We start from the raw sequence: 14,955 nt of genomic DNA, 5'->3' as shown, positions 1-14,955 counted from the left end.
AAGGCAGTCTATGAGGACTTCATGAAGAGGAATAATAATAAAACTTAGTGGCAACCTGTTTTTTCTGCCCCGTAATACATCGCAGAAGTTAATGTGTGCCCTAATAACTTTCATGAGAGCAATCATGTCCATAAAAGAACAACAACTCAACGCGCGTGCTGGTTTTAAACAGGAAATGCAGACCCGCCATATTGTCATGTTGGCATTGGGCGGTGTCATTGGTACCGGGCTGTTCCTCACGTCCGGATACACCGTCAACCAGGCCGGCCCCTTGGGGGCGGTTATCGCTTATATCATCGGCGCGCTCATGGTCTACATGGTCATGATGTGCCTGGGCGAGCTGGCGGTGCAGATGCCGGAAACCGGCTCGTTCAGCACCTACGCCACACGCTTTCTCGGCCCGGGGACCGGCTACACGGTGGCCTGGCTTTACTGGTTGACCTGGACCGTGGCTATTGGCTCGGAATTCACCGCCGCCGGTATTCTTATGGCGCGCTGGTTCCCACAGACTCCGGTATGGATCTGGAGTGCGCTGTTCGCTGGAGTGGTGTTTCTGACCAATGTGATTTCGGTGCGCTTGTTCGCCGAGACTGAGTTTTGGTTGTCTCTGGTCAAGGTGGTGACGGTGGTAGTGTTCCTGCTGATCGGCGGCGGGGCGATTCTCGGCCTGTTGCATATCGATCAGGCTCACAGTATTGGCCTGGGCAACTTCACCCGTGAGGGCTTGTTTCCCACTGGGTTCATGTCGATTGCCATGACCTTGCTCGCTGTGTCATTTGCCTTCTCTGGCACCGAGCTGATCGGTATCGCTGCCGGCGAAACCAAGGACCCGCAACGCAACGTGCCGCGAGCCATTCGCACCACGGTGCTGCGCCTGGCGATCTTCTTTGTCGGTACCATCTTCGTCCTGGCGACCTTGCTCCCCCGGGAACAGGCCGGGCTGGTGGAGAGTCCGTTCGTCACGGTGTTCACCTACATCGGTATCCCGTACTCCGCCGACATCATGAACTTCGTGATCATCAGCGCCTTGCTGTCCGCCGCCAACTCCGGACTTTACGCCGCCTCGCGGATGCTCTGGACCTTGAGCGACCAGGGTCACCTGCCCAAGCAGTTCTCGGTCCTGACCCGCATGGGCACGCCGTTGAATGCCATCGTGTTGAGCATGGTCGGTGGTGCGGCGTCGTTGCTCAGTAGTGTGTTTGCCGCCGACACCATCTACCTGGCGTTGGTGTCGATTTCCGGGTTGGCAGTGGTGGTGGTATGGATGAGCATCGCTGCGAGCCAGATCGCCTTCCGCCGACACTATGTGGCCAATGGCGGTGATATCCACGACCTGAAGTTCCGCGTGCGGGGCTATCCGTGGGTGCCACTGGGAGCGCTGGCCTGCTGCAGCCTGGCCTGTGTCGGGATCGCCTTCGACCCTGAGCAGCGGGTGGCCCTGTACTTCGGTGTGCCGTTCATCGCCTGGTGCTACTTCGTGTATTACATTACCCGCAAAAGCCGCGAGCGCCGCTTGTCGCTTGCTCCCTTGGCACAACCGTCCGATGCGTTCTAGACATTGTCGACGAGGTGGGCAAACGTGCTCGGTGCGGGGGGCGTCAATGAGGTCCAGGCCATGAAGCAAAAGACGTTACCCCCATTGAACTGGTTGCGAGCATTTGAGGTGTCCGCTCGCTGTCTGAACTTCACCCACGCCGCCGAAGAGCTGTTTTTGACTCAGGGCGCAATCAGCCAACAGATCCGCCAGTTGGAAAGCCACCTTGGGGTGGCGCTGTTCAAGCGCTTGCCTCGTGGTCTGGGTTTGACCGAGGAAGGCCAAGCCTATCTGCCGGTGGTACAGGATGCGATTACCCGGCTGGCGGTGGGGACCAATGAAATTTTTGGTCAGCACAATCGCCGGCCCATCAAGGTACGCGGCAGCCTGTCGTTTTTCGTGCACTGGCTGGCGCCCAAGCTGGTGGACTTTCGCCAGGCCCATCCGCATGTCGACATTCGCTATATCAGCAACATCTGGGTCAAGGAACTCGATGGCGAGGATGACATGGAGATTCGCTGGGGCCATGGCCAATGGCCAGGGCTGGTGTCTCAGCGCCTGACCTGGGACACCTTGTTCCCGGTTTGCTCGCCGGCTCTGATGGCCCGCTCGCCGCTGAAGGTGCCAGAGGATGTGGTGCACCATCCACTGCTGCATGTCCTGGGTTACGAAGAAGGTTGGGGGTACTGGTTGAATATGGTCGGTGCGCACGCCGTCGACTCGTCCACCGGTATGCAGTTCGATACCCTGATTTCCACGTTGCGCATGGCCGAGTTAGGACAGGGCATTGCCCTGGCCCGCTCGTCCATGGTCGACGAAATGCTTGAGGACGGGCGTCTGGTCGAGCCCTTCGCGCAACGTATCGAGGCCAGCGAGTCGTTTTACCTGGTGCGGGGGGCCGAGGCCGATCAGCACCCTGATGCGGTGATGTTTTCCACCTGGCTGGTCGAGCAGGCACATCGTTATAAATGAATGGCCGGAGTCAACCATGCGCTATGTGAGTACACGAAGTTCGGCCGTACAGGCCGATTTCGAGAAGGTCGTGTTATCCGGGATTGCCGACGACGGTGGGTTGTTCGTGCCCGTTGGTCTGCCGCTGTTCGAGCCACAGGAAATCGCCAATTGGTCGACCTTGCCCTATGACGAACTGGCTTATCGGGTCATCAGCCCGTTTGTCGGCGATGCCATCCCGGAGGTGGACTTCAAGTGCCTGCTGAAGGAGGCCTACGGTACGTTCAGCCATCGCTCTGTTGCGCCCTTGCATCAGGTTGACCGCAATGAATGGGTGCTGGAACTGTTCCATGGGCCGACCTGTTCCTCGAAGGACTTTGCCGCCCAGTTACAGGCGCGACTGGTGCAGTACTTTCTGCGCAAACGCCAGCGCCGCGGAATCGTCCTGGGGGCCACCAACGGCGATACCGGGCTGGCCGCCATCGAGGCGTTCAAGCACTGCGACGATACGATGGTAGTGGTGATCTATCCGGAGTCCGGCATGCCGGAGCAGCAGTTACAGGATCTGCAGGCGGTGGCTCATCCCAGGGTCCACAGATTCGCGGTAAATGGCAGCTTCGACGAGTGTCAGACCATCGTCACCCGGTTGTTCCGGCAATGGCCGTGCGCGCAATACGAGGCCGTCAGTTTCAACTCGAACAACTGGGTCGGCGTGCTGGCGCAGCTAGTGTTTTATTTCCATGCCGTGCTGCAACTGGGGGGTGGGCAGCGTCCCATCGGCTTCAGTGTGCCGGCAGCGAGTTTCGCTGAAGTCTACGCCGGCTATATTGCGCAAAAGATGGGCCTGCCTATCACCCAGATGATCGTTGCAACCAATCAAAACGACGCGCTGCATCAGTTGTTCCTGAAAAATCACTACTCCAGGTTACGGGCCAACAAGACCTTGTCACCGGCCATGGACTTGTCGATTTTTTCCAACCTTGAGCGCTTTCTCTGGGAACTCTATGGACACGACTATCAGGCGGTGAGCGCATTGATGGTCGAGTTCGAATCCAGCGGCGAGATGAGCATCGCCAACGAGTTCTGGCTACAGGCGCGGATGATCATCGACTCCTACTCGGTCAGTGATGAGCAGACCCTGAAGGAAATCACCTCGCTGTATCGCGATACCGGTTATGTCATCGACCCGCATGCCGCCACTGGTGTCCTCGCGGCCCGGTTGTACCGCCGAAGTCTTGTGGCGCCGATGGTCACCCTGGGCGAGATCTCACCGGCCAAGTCCGCGCTGCTGCTCGGCGAACTGGGGATCACCGCGCCGGCTCGGCGCAGCCCGGTGCCGGGGCAAGGGCCGTCACAGGTTGACCGGATTCAGCCCGATGACCTCGAGATCATCCATCAACTGCTCGGCGCTCTGTGAAGACGCTGTAAAGGAGGCTAAGTGAAGCGAATTCTGGATCCTCTCGATGAGCGCATCATCGCCGAACTGCGGCTCAATGCCCGGGTCGCCCATGCCGAGTTGGCGGCCAAGGTCAACCTGTCGCGCAATGCGGTACGCCAGCGCATCGAACGACTCGAGCGCGACGGGGCGATACAGGGCTACACGGTGCGTACGGGGGAGGGGCGGCAGACTTCTTCGAATATCAATGCAGTGATTTTCGTCTACCGCTACGATCGTATGCGTGGCGCGGAAGTGCTGCAGGCCTTGCGGCAGATACCGGAGGTCATCCAGTGCGATGTCATGAGCGGCGAGTTCGATCTGATGCTGCGAGTCGGTGCCGCGAGCCCGGAGCGAGTGCATAAAGTCTGGAATGAAATATCCGCGTTGCCTGGGGTGGAAAACACCGTGACTTCATTCGTGCTGTCGTCTGTTGTCTAGCCGTTTTGCTCTGGTAAAAAAGCCAACTCATGTTGGCTTTTTTTATGCCTGACGCTTTGCCCAGTCACTGGTCAAAACGCCCATAAAATAGAGCAAATAGCCATATTTCACTGCCTTGGCCGCCCGCCTAATCTAGTGCCCAGCAACCCATCATTCGGATCAAGGGCGATAAAAAATGACTGAATACAAACTGGCGCTGGTCGGCTTCGGTGGTGTCAACCGGGCATTGGCTCAACTGATTGCCGAGCGTAACGAAAGCTGGAAAAACGAACTGGGTTTTACCCTGAAAATTGTTGGTGTCACCGACCTGTTCCTCGGCAGCGTGATTGGCCGCGAAGGACTGGATGCCGCTCAACTGGCTAACTTGCCTGCGGTCAAGGGTGCTCTGGCGCAGTTGCCGGGAGGGGATGCCGAAGCCTTCAATGAAGCTGTGATCAAACACTCCGGTGCGGACATCGTTGTCGAGGCGACTTTCACCAATCCGGTCGACGGCGAGCCGGCCACCTCGTTCTGTCGCTGGGCGCTGGAAGGCAGCAAGCATGTGGTCACTACCAACAAGGGGCCGATTGCCTTGCACGCTGCGGAGCTCAAGGACCTCGCTCGACGCAATAACGTCGCTTTTGAATACGAAGGCTCGGTGATGAGCGGCACGCCGGTGATCCGCCTGGCCAAGCAGTCGTTGGCGGGCAGCTCAATACTCGGCTTCGAGGGGATTCTCAACGGCACCTCCAACTTCGTGCTGAGCAGCATGGAAGACGGGCTGGGGTTCGCCGAGGCGGTCAGCAAGGCTCAGCAACTGGGCTACGCCGAGGCCGACCCGACTGCGGATGTCGAGGGGCATGATGTACGCCTCAAAGTAGTGATCCTGGCCAATGAACTGCTGGACGCCAAACTGAATGTCAGCGATGTCAGTTGCAAGGGTATTTGTGCCCTCAACCTCAGTGATATCGAAAGAGCCCGGCAGGACGGTGCACGCTGGAAGCTCATCGGCGCCGCCACACGGCATGCCGATGGTTCGGTCAGTGCGCATGTCGAACCCCGGTTGCTGAGCAACGATCACCCGCTGGCCGGTATCCGCGGTGCAACTAACGCGGTGTCATTTATTACCGGTTTGCTCGGCACGGTGACGGTCTCGGGGCCGGGGGCCGGGCGCACGGAAACTGCGTTCGCGTTGCTCTCGGACATCATCAATATCCATCAGTCCGTTGCACACAACTAGGAGAAGGCCTGTGAACCTATCGCGTCCGGCCCTGGCCATTGTGGAGAATCAAATTGATGTGCTGAACCCCTTCGACGGCAGCGTCGTCGGGACCGTAGCGGACGTCTGTACGACACAGGTTCCGCAGTTGCTGGAGCAGGGCCGCAAGGGAGCTAAGGCCAGCGCCGGGTTACCGCGTTATCTCCGGGCACGGATCCTTGAACAGGCGGCATTGAGTATCGAACGCGATGCCCGCGCTTTTGCCCGGTTGATCGTCGACGAAGCCGGCAAGACCCTCAAGCAGGCGGAGAAAGAAGTCAAACGGTGTATCAACACCCTCAAGCTTTCCGCACAAGAGGCCACGCGCAATGCTGGCGAAGTGTTGCCGTTCGACGCCTATGAAGGCTCCGAGTCGCGGCAGGGCTGGTTCTCCCGGGAACCGCTGGGCTTGATTGTGGCGATCACCCCGTACAACGATCCGTTGAATCTGGTGGCACATAAGCTCGGCCCGGCGATTGCCGGCGGTAACGCGGTGATTCTCAAACCGTCCGAGCTGGCGCCGTTGTCGGCCATCAGGCTGGTGAGGTATCTGGTCGAGGCTGGGTTGCCGGAGTCTGTGGTCACGGTCGCCACCGGCGGGGCAGAGTTGGGCAGGGCCCTGGTAGCCGCCCGGGAGGTACGGATGATTTCCTTTACCGGTGGATTCGCCACGGGTGAGCAGATTGCCCGTATCGCCGGCCTGAAGAAATTGACCATGGACCTGGGCGGCAATGCGCCGGTGATCGTGATGGGCGACTGCGACCTTGAAGCGACCGTCGAAAGTTGCCTGTCCGGGGCCTTCTGGGCGGCGGGTCAGAACTGCATCGGCACTCAGCGCCTGCTGGTCCAGGCCTCGATCTATGAGGCTTTCCGCGAGCGCTTCGTCAATCAGGCTCAGGCTCTGGTGGTTGGCGACCCGGCGCTGGCGGGCACCGACATCGGCCCAATGATTACCCCGCAGGCGGCGAAACAAGCTGAGCAAATGGTGAGCGAAGCCCTGCTGGAGGGTGCCAGGTTACTGTGCGGCAATCAGCGTCAGGGTGCTTGCTACACAGCGACCGTGCTGGAGAATGTCGATCACGCCAGCCGGTTGTGGCGCAACGAAGTGTTTGCTCCGGTGGTGATGTTGCAGCCCTTCGAGACCTTCGATGAGGCTATCGCCCTGGCGAACGAACCGGAATACAGCCTGCATGCGGGGATCTTCACCAACAATCTGGCAACGGCCATGAGCGCTGCGCGCAGGATCGAAGCCGGGGGCGTGATGATCAACGACTCCTCCGACTATCGCTTCGATGCGATGCCATTTGGTGGCTTCAAGTACGGCAGCCTGGGGCGGGAAGGGGTGCGCTTCGCCTATGAGGAAATGACGCAACCCAAGGTGGTGTGTCTGAATATCCTTCGTTAGGTGATTCAAGGAAAAAAAGCACTGCTTGTTTGGCATTGGGACGGTTTGGCCACCGTCCCGGCCTTTTCATCCCATGGAAGCGGCTAACCCCTACCCAAGTAGCATTCGTGACTCCCGCCAGGCTTCGTACACTCAGGCCTCATATTGTTGCGCACCGGCAGGAGGCGAAGATGCAGCAGGCCCAGAACGAGGGTGTCGTCAGTGGAATGTCCCAGGCAACCGATGCCCGGCTGGTGGCCCAGGAACTGGCGCGGCAGCTGTTGCATCCGCACTTGGGCTTTCGACGAGTTGGAAGCCGAACGCAACCGCTACAAATGGTTGTTTGAAAACGCAGTCCACGGAATTTTCCTTGCTCAGCAATGCCTGTCGCTATACCGAGCGGGGCAGCATCCTGTTGGGAGCCCGGCGACGTGGCAAGAGCTTGCGCCTGGAAGTCTGGGACACCGGTCGCGGTATTCCGGCCGACCGCCTGGACTCGATTTTCCTGGAGTTCAACCAGCTGGACGTCGGACGTGCCGCCGACCGCAAGGGCGTGGGGTTGGGACTGGCTATCGTCGAGCGTATCGCGAGAACTCTCGAGCACAAGGTCGAGGTTCACTCGTTGCCGGGACGCGGTTCAATGTTCAGCATTCAGGTGCCGATCGGCTGCGACGTGATTCGCCACCTGCGCGAGCATTTCGCCGCCGCCATTCCTGCAGTGATCATCACTGCAGACCGCAGTGACCAATGTCGCCGCGCCTTGCAACGACTCGGTGCGCCGCTGCTGAACAAACCGGTCAAACCCGGAAAGCTGCGAGCGGCGTTGAGTCAGTTGCTTGGGTAGCGCCCGACCATCAAAAAGCTGGACCCGCCACAAGAGCGGGTCCGAACGGTGGATCAGAGCTTCGGCAACTGCCCGACGCGCCCCATCATCTCGGTCACGATCTGCAGGTCCAGCAGAAACTGCTCGACCGTCTTGAACTCGTTGTCGGTGTGGCCGGTGTACTTGACCTCGGGCCTGGCCAGGCCGAATTGCACGCCATTGGGCAGTTCATGGACCGAGGTGGCGCCGGCGGAGGTGCCGAACGTGTGCTCCATGCCAAGGTTTTCACTGGCCACCGCCAGTAGGGCCTTGACCCATTCACCCTCGGGGTTGCGGTGCATCGGCTCGGCGACCGAGTAGTTGAAGGCCGCTGCAATCTGGGTCTGCTTGCTCCAGGCGCCAAGCTTATCGGCGATTTCGGTTTTGAGCGTCTCCGGGGATTTACCGACCGGCACGCGCAGGTTGACCGCGAGCTTGAAGGCTTTGTCATCCATCCCGACATAAGTCAGGGACGTGGTCAGCGGTCCCATGAAAGCATCGGAAAAACCGACCCCCAATTTGCCACCCAAGTAGTCCAGGCCCCAGTTGTCGGCAGCATAGCGGGCGGCGTCGGTAATGTGGTTGTGCTTGAGCGCGACCTTAGCGTCGAGGCTGTTGATCAAGCCCAGCATCCTTGCCACCGGGTTGACGCCTGACTCGGGCTCGGAGGAGTGGGCGGAAACGCCGGTGACCGTCAGCTTGACGTCCTTGCCGACGACCTTGGCAGTCACCTCGAAGTTGCCGCCATTGCGCTTGGCATAATCAGTACCGGCCTTCTGCAAGCTGACGGCCAATTCGGCAGGCTTGTCACTCACCAGGGTGGCGACCGAAGTCGATGGTATCTGGTTGGTGGCCAGGCCGCCGGTCATTGAAGTGATTTCCGCGCCTTTGCCCTCTGCGGCACGCCGGGCAAAAGTCGCCATGACGGTGCCGTAGCCTTTCTCGGCAATCACCACCGGGTAGCCACCATCCAGCGCCAGGTTGTAATTGGGCGTCGGGTTGTGTTCGAAGTAATAGGGGATGGCGTCGCCGGTGGTTTCCTCGGTGGTGTCTACCAGCAGCTTGAAATTCCTCGCCAGCGGCAGCTTCTCTTCCTTGATGATCTTCATGGCGTAGAGCGCCACCACGATGCCGTTCTTGTCATCCTCGGTGCCCCGGCCATACATGCGGTCGCCGACCAGGGTGACTTTGAACGGATCGAGTCGGGTGCCGTCTTTCAGGACCCAGTTCTCCGGCGTCACGGGCACCACATCGGCATGCGCGTGAATGCCCACGACTTCATCGCCAGCACCTTCGAGGGAGATTTCATAGACGCGGTTGTCGATGTTGCGAAAGTTCAGGTTGAAAGCCTGGGCAAGGCCCTTGAGCTTGTCGGCGATCTTGATGAATTCGGGATTCTCGTGCTGGGCAACGCCATCCACGCGGAAGGTCGGGATTGCCACCAGCTCGCGCAGGGTTTCGGTGGCAACGTTGCCGTACTTCACCCGCGCATAGATGCCAAGCAGGCGATGGATCTCGTTCTGCTGTTCAGGAGAAAGGGGCTTGTTGCCCTGGAAAGCACTGATTGCCGGGCCGAAGTCGGCGGTTTTGGCGAGGTCGCTCTTGGCCAGACTGCCCAGGAACTGCCTGAAATCCGTAACCGATGCATCACTGAATGTCTTGAGGATGGTCGCGCTCTGGAGCGGTGTGATGTTGGCGCGAGCTGACGTGGTAAACGCCGAAAGGCTGGCCAGCATCAAGGTTGTCGCGGCCAGGTGCTTGAGTGAGAAGTCCATTGCTGGGGGCATTCCTTTGCAGGTGGTTTGTGAGAAATTTCTGATCGATGAGACAGAAACATTTCCAAACTAACACCATAAGGAAGTGGTACGGGAGTCCCTGAAGTGAGATCTGTCGCACAGAAATGCAAAAGCGACGCAGAAACGAAAAAGCCCGGGGGAAGGTTCCCAGGGCTTTCGGGGTCGTCGATCACTCGTCCCGAGGTTTCTCCGATGGAGCAGATGGCTCATGCGATAAGGGTGCACAGTAACGAGGCTGCGTGCGGTCCGTCGTCAGGTATCGGGTATCTGTGCAGGTTTCGGAATCCGGCGGTCTGAAGCAGTTTCCGAAATAGAAAGAGCTGACTGCCTATATCAGCTTTTTATCGCCTTTTGATAGAGAACATAGTAACTGTTATATCTTTTTTTGGAGTTTTGTAACTGGAATGTCACAGGCGGTGCTCGGATATTTCACTCGTCTTAGTGTGAGCGGAATAAGAAAAACTCATTGACACCCTAAAAGTTGCACACGTACTATTCGGGCGTAGTTAACGTTGACTACAGGGAAACAATAGGGTCAGGGAATGACTAATTCGCCATAGTGGCACACGTGCAGTGTGTACGTCCTGCGTCTCGCGACGATATACCCTTTTTTGCAGGGGGTATTCTGCTTATCTTGCTATTTGATTGTTTTGTATATTTAGTCAGGTACTAGGTTTATTCGGTTTCGCGAGAGACAGCGCTATCTAGAAATACAAATACACTTCAAATGGTCGGCAGGGCACTTGTCATGTGTGGGCTCGCCTTTACGTTATGGGCGTGGTGCTTCCGGTATGGCCGATCAGGCCGCCTCGGAACTTTGATGCAGTCGTCTATATATTCATAAGGAGCTGAATATGTTTGTCCGTAGTATCTCTGATGTTGAAAAAACCGATTTTTTTGTCGAATGGGGAGCTGGCACCAGCCACCGTTTGCTAACGGAGATGGATGGCATCGGCTTTACTATCTGCCATACAGTGGTGCGAGCTGGCACGGAGTCCTTTCTTCATTATCGCAATCATCTTGAGGCCTGCTATTGCATTGCCGGTGAAGGGGAGATTGAGGATATGGATGGCATGGTTCATCCGATTCGCCCAGGAGATATGTATGTATTGGACAAACATGATCGTCACTATCTGCGGGGTGGCAAGTTCACGGACCTCATCCTGATCAGTGTTTTCAATCCTCCGCTTGTGGGCACCGAACGTCACTCGATAAATAATCAGAGCGCCTCTTCTTATTGAGCAGCGAACTTCCAGTTCGGTACTTCGCCAGCTGAAAAAACTCACCTGGTACTTCCCCGGATGACGCGTTTTGGTTGTTGCGCGCAGGTAAAGTTTATTCGAATCAATGACGAAGTTATCAACGCTGGGGTAGACCCGACTTCAACGTTTTACGCGTCGATAAGGGTGGGCTTACAGGTCCGTTGTGTGGCAGGTCTTCATGTGCGGAATTGATGATATGAAGTTGTTTAGACCGTTGCGTCAGCGGCCTGTGGCATTGCTGTGGGGAGGGCTGGCGCTATCTTCGATCGGCGACGAATTGTTCGCGATCGCCGTCGCCTGGATGGCGGTGCAGATCGCCGGTACCGATGCGAGTTGGCTTAGTGCGTTGCGCGGTGGCGCCGCGCTGGCGGGTGCGTTGCTGGGAGGGATCTGGGCCGAGCGCTGGGACCATCGGCGCACGATGATCGGTGCCGACCTCGCACGGGCCGGGCTCGCCCTGATTCCGATGCTGGCTTGGGCGCTGGGTATCATGAGCCTGTGGATGCTGGCGGTGCCAGTCATGCTCATGATGATCGTCAACTCTTTGTTCGAACCGGCCTTGCGCGCCAGCTTGCCACGCATTGTCGCGGCGCCGGACCAGTTGCAGGCCGTCAACGCGCTGTTCGACGCGATCATCCGGGTAGCTCGGGTGATCGGGCCGATGCTGGCCGCGGCCATTACGCTGCTGATTCCACTTGAACATCTGTTTACCCTCAATAGCCTGACGTTCCTGATCTCGGCCTGGGCGGTGATGAAGCTGAGCAAGGCGTTGCCTCGTCAACCGGTCAAGGTGACGAGCCGGCGTGCCGCCTTCACTGCCGGTTGGCGCAGCCTTGTCGGTCGCCGGCAGATGCAGGCGGTGTATGTGTGTGCCGGGTTGGGCAACGTCGCCTGGAGTCTGGGCATTTCCATCGGCATGGCGCTGGCCGTGGTCAAGTACGACATCCAGGGTTTCGGTGTACAGGGTTTTGCCGCCTACGGCCTGATCATGGGCGCCTATGGCTGCGGCAACCTGATCTCTATTTTTGTCGTCGGTAACCTGCATATCCGCCGCCTGTATGGTGGCTTTACCTTCGGCTCTGTGGTCAACGGCCTGGGCATTGCGACCATCGGTGCAGCGGTGATGTGTCTACCGGCGGAGTACGTCCTGCCCGGGATGATGTTCGGCGCCGGCCTGGCCGCACTCGGCGGGCCGCTGATCGACATTTCATTCATTTTGCTGATTCAAACCACGTTCAGGCAAAGCGAGATCGCCGGGCTGGCAAGGTTGCGCTTTGCCGCGCTGGGTGCCTCCATTCTCATTGCCGGGGCCTGCGGTGCGGCACTTTATGCGCGGTTCGAAACCGGCATGGTCATCGTCGGTAGCGGGATTTTTGAAGTCATCGTCGGTGCGATTGTATTGCTCGTTCCCAAGGACAATGAAGTTGCCAACGCGAACACGGGCAAAGAGCCTCTGGTGGATGGCAACGAGGTAGCCCAATGAGACCTTTTCATCACTATGTGAAAGATCACGCCGAGCTTACGCCAGAGAAGATCGCACTGGCCGTCGCAGGGCAGCAGCTCACTTACGCTGAGCTGGATGAGCTGGCTGGCGCGGTGGCTCAACAGTTGCTGGCAACGGGGATGACGGCGGGGGACCGGGTCGCCCTGCATGCGCCTACTTCCCTCGAAACGATTGCCTGCGCGCTCGGCGTGATGAAGGCCGGGTTCGTGCTGGTCCTGATGCATTACGGTATTGCCGCCGAAAAACTCATTCATCAGCTCAACGATATCAAGGCGAAGACCCTGATCGTACCGGCTGGTGCGAGCCTCGACGAATTCACCGGGAAGGTCGATCTACAGTTCGTCCTGCACATGGGTGAGCGATTCAGCCCGGGCCAGTGGCGCACCACTGGATTCGATGGCTTGAACGAGGTGTTTCCTGTGTGCGACGGGGCGCTGAACGGTGCCGAGGTTTGCGTGATTTTCCACACGAGCGGCTCGACGAAGGACGCCAAGGGTGTCGCGGTCAGCAACCGCAACATGCTGGCGGCCTACGATGCAGTGTCCAGCTATCTGGGCAACTTCGAGGACGCGGTCGTACTGAATTTCTCACCCCTGCATTTCGATTATGGCTTCTACAACATCATGATGCCGTTGCTCGGAGGTGGTCGCTCGGTGACCGAGAATGCGCTGCCTGAACGGCCCGAGCAGATGCTTGAGCTGATTCGGCAACATGGCATCACCGCGATGCATATCCTGCCGCCCGCCGTTCACTTCCTGTTGCAGGCCGAACCGGACGCGTTTCAAGTCGAAGTATTCAAATCCCTGAAGTACATCGCCAGCAGCGGGCAAGCGCTGCCGCCCAAGCATATACGTCAATTACGAGCGTCCCTTCCAGGTGTTGCCGTTTATTCCATGTATGGCCTGACCGAGTGCAAGCGGGTCGCGTATCTGCCGCCGGAGCAGCTCGATCAACGTCCCGGGTCAGTTGGCAAGCCGATTCCCGGGGTCAAGGTTTTCCTCGTTGACGAAGACCTGCAACGTATCAGCCAGCCAGATCGGGTGGGCGAACTGGTCGTCGCTGGCGATCTGGTAATGCTCGGCTACTGGAACAAACCGGAGCTGAACCGGCGTGTGCTCAGAAACGATCTGTTCGGCGAGACACAGGTCTATTTCACCGGCGACCTGTTCAGGATGGACAGTGAGCAGTACCTGTATTTCGTCGGCCGCAAGGACAACGTCTTCACCCGGCGCACGTTTCAAGTCAACCCCAGGGAAATCGAGCAGGTCATCCTCTCGCACGAGGCCGTCAGCGAGGTCGTCGTGATCCCTCTGCCGGATGAAGTTGCCGGGCATGTCCCCAAGGCCTGTGTGGTTCTGAAAAAAGGCTGTGAGTTGTCGGGTGACGCGCTTGTCCAGTACTGCGCCACGCAGTTGGATTGGTACATGGTGCCCGGCGTTGTCAGTTTTCATGAGGCGTTGCCACGCAACCTCAACGGTAAAACGACGGCGCATCTCTTGGCAGCCGGCGCTGTGGCCATTTAATAAACATTCAATGCGTAAACGGAATTACGGAAATGATCACCGATTCGAATCCTGCCTTTGTCGATTCTGCGATGAACAAGCTGGCCGACTATTTTGACGACTTGGCCAGAGGCAAGGTCCAGGTGCCCAGGCAGCCTGTGACAACGAGAATACGCGAGCAGATTCAGGACCCGGAGGTGCTGGCCTACCATGACCTGCTGGTGGCGCAGACCGGTCCGCTTTTTTCGCATTTTCTGGCCAGCGTGCCGGGTATTCTGGAAGAGCTTTCCCATGTCGGCGTGACGCTTGCCCGCTATACCCTCGAGCGGCGCAAGCAGGATGATCGAGCTTTCACTTTGTGGGAGATTGATGCGTTTGATGGGAGTAGCGGCAGGTCGTTGGCAAAATACGCCAAGGGCGCAATACGGACGCTGACCAACTCACCGAACAAGGCGAACCAGATCCATTTCGACGCTCATGCCGACAAGGAGCTTTGCGCATTCCACTCTGGGTCGTTTCTTCAGGTGAACCGCGAGATCGTGGCGCAAGCGTTGGATTCGCAGGTGCCGTTTCGTGGGGTTGACTATCTCTATGAGATGGCGGCTTTCCAGTTCTATGGCAGAAACAGGGACGAGCATCTAAAAGGCGTTTCGAGTTTCCTGCGCGAGGATGGCCTCGCATTCTTTCTGGAGAAATTCAATCAGCCCGAGGTCGACGAGTACTACCGGCGGGAACGGGTAAAGGACGAACAGCACAAGGTTCATTACTTTTCCGAGGAGGAGATAGCCTGGAAAAGGAATGCCATGTTGTCGCAGATGGAGAATGGCCAGATCCATTTTTCCGATTTCGTCGAAGCGGCGTCCCGCTATTTTGCTCATGTCTATCTCATCTGGAACGGCACCAACTTCTATGAGTTTGTTGCCTCCAACGACGAGAAAAGCATCACCCGGTTCATCGAACTGCTTGGCCAGCCCTTTATCCCCGATGGTTTCTGCTTCGAATATCCGGTTGTCAGGAAGCTCTCACAGCCTGCGGCTGATCGTTAGG

Annotated in this window: 11 protein-coding genes and 1 pseudogene; 11 read left to right on the top strand and 1 reads right to left on the bottom strand. The window is 58.1% G+C overall.

Annotated features, from left to right (window positions below):
• The first annotated feature begins 124 nt into the window (after positions 1-124).
• The 7 genes and pseudogenes from FPT12_RS03420 to FPT12_RS03390 all read left to right on the top strand — a co-directional run.
• A complete protein-coding gene (locus FPT12_RS03420; protein WP_145014646.1) occupies positions 125-1,555 on the top strand; it encodes an amino acid permease in 1,431 nt (476 codons plus the stop codon).
• A gap of 60 nt (positions 1,556-1,615) precedes the next feature.
• Positions 1,616-2,506, top strand: coding sequence for a LysR substrate-binding domain-containing protein (locus FPT12_RS03415; protein ID WP_145014645.1), 891 nt, complete (start codon positions 1,616-1,618; stop codon positions 2,504-2,506).
• A gap of 16 nt (positions 2,507-2,522) precedes the next feature.
• Complete coding sequence (gene thrC / locus FPT12_RS03410) at positions 2,523-3,902, top strand: threonine synthase (RefSeq protein WP_145014644.1); 1,380 nt, start codon at positions 2,523-2,525, stop codon at positions 3,900-3,902.
• A gap of 21 nt (positions 3,903-3,923) precedes the next feature.
• Positions 3,924-4,361: an Lrp/AsnC family transcriptional regulator gene (locus FPT12_RS03405; RefSeq protein ID WP_145014643.1), complete on the top strand. Its 438-nt coding sequence runs from the start codon at positions 3,924-3,926 to the stop codon at positions 4,359-4,361.
• A 175-nt stretch (positions 4,362-4,536) separates the two neighbouring features.
• Positions 4,537-5,580 carry a homoserine dehydrogenase gene (locus FPT12_RS03400; protein ID WP_145014642.1) on the top strand — a complete coding sequence of 348 codons (1,044 nt, stop codon included), beginning with the start codon at positions 4,537-4,539 and terminating at the stop codon, positions 5,578-5,580.
• Positions 5,581-5,590: 10 nt separating this feature from the next.
• The gene (locus FPT12_RS03395) at positions 5,591-7,003 is read left to right on the top strand and encodes an aldehyde dehydrogenase family protein (RefSeq protein WP_145014641.1); all 1,413 of its coding nucleotides are present in this window, start codon (positions 5,591-5,593) and stop codon (positions 7,001-7,003) included.
• A 346-nt stretch (positions 7,004-7,349) separates the two neighbouring features.
• Positions 7,350-7,826, top strand: a pseudogene (locus tag FPT12_RS03390) (ATP-binding protein); the annotation flags it as partial.
• A 53-nt stretch (positions 7,827-7,879) separates the two neighbouring features.
• On the opposite strand, the gene FPT12_RS03385 reads toward FPT12_RS03390, so the two are convergent.
• Positions 7,880-9,619 carry a dipeptidase gene (locus tag FPT12_RS03385; RefSeq protein WP_145014640.1) on the bottom strand — a complete coding sequence of 580 codons (1,740 nt, stop codon included), beginning with the start codon at positions 9,617-9,619 and terminating at the stop codon, positions 7,880-7,882.
• A gap of 875 nt (positions 9,620-10,494) precedes the next feature.
• Here FPT12_RS03385 and FPT12_RS03380 point away from each other — a divergent pair.
• From FPT12_RS03380 to FPT12_RS27800, 4 genes are all read left to right on the top strand, one after another.
• Positions 10,495-10,881 (top strand): ectoine synthase, encoded by a 387-nt coding sequence (locus FPT12_RS03380; protein WP_145014639.1) that lies wholly within the window; start codon positions 10,495-10,497, stop codon positions 10,879-10,881.
• 217 nt (positions 10,882-11,098) lie between these two features.
• Entirely contained in the window at positions 11,099-12,385 is a 1,287-nt protein-coding gene (locus FPT12_RS03375) for an MFS transporter (protein ID WP_178098594.1), read from the top strand.
• Positions 12,386-12,402: 17 nt separating this feature from the next.
• Entirely contained in the window at positions 12,403-13,929 is a 1,527-nt protein-coding gene (locus FPT12_RS27805; protein WP_218570709.1) for a class I adenylate-forming enzyme family protein, read from the top strand.
• Positions 13,930-13,961: 32 nt separating this feature from the next.
• Positions 13,962-14,954 (top strand): class I SAM-dependent methyltransferase, encoded by a 993-nt coding sequence (locus FPT12_RS27800; protein WP_218570708.1) that lies wholly within the window; start codon positions 13,962-13,964, stop codon positions 14,952-14,954.
• Position 14,955 lies beyond the last annotated feature (1 nt).

The sequence above is a fragment of the Pseudomonas sp. H3(2019) genome (assembly GCF_007713465.1).
Taxonomy (GTDB): domain Bacteria; phylum Pseudomonadota; class Gammaproteobacteria; order Pseudomonadales; family Pseudomonadaceae; genus Aquipseudomonas.
This window is presented reverse-complemented; position numbering and strand designations above follow the sequence as displayed.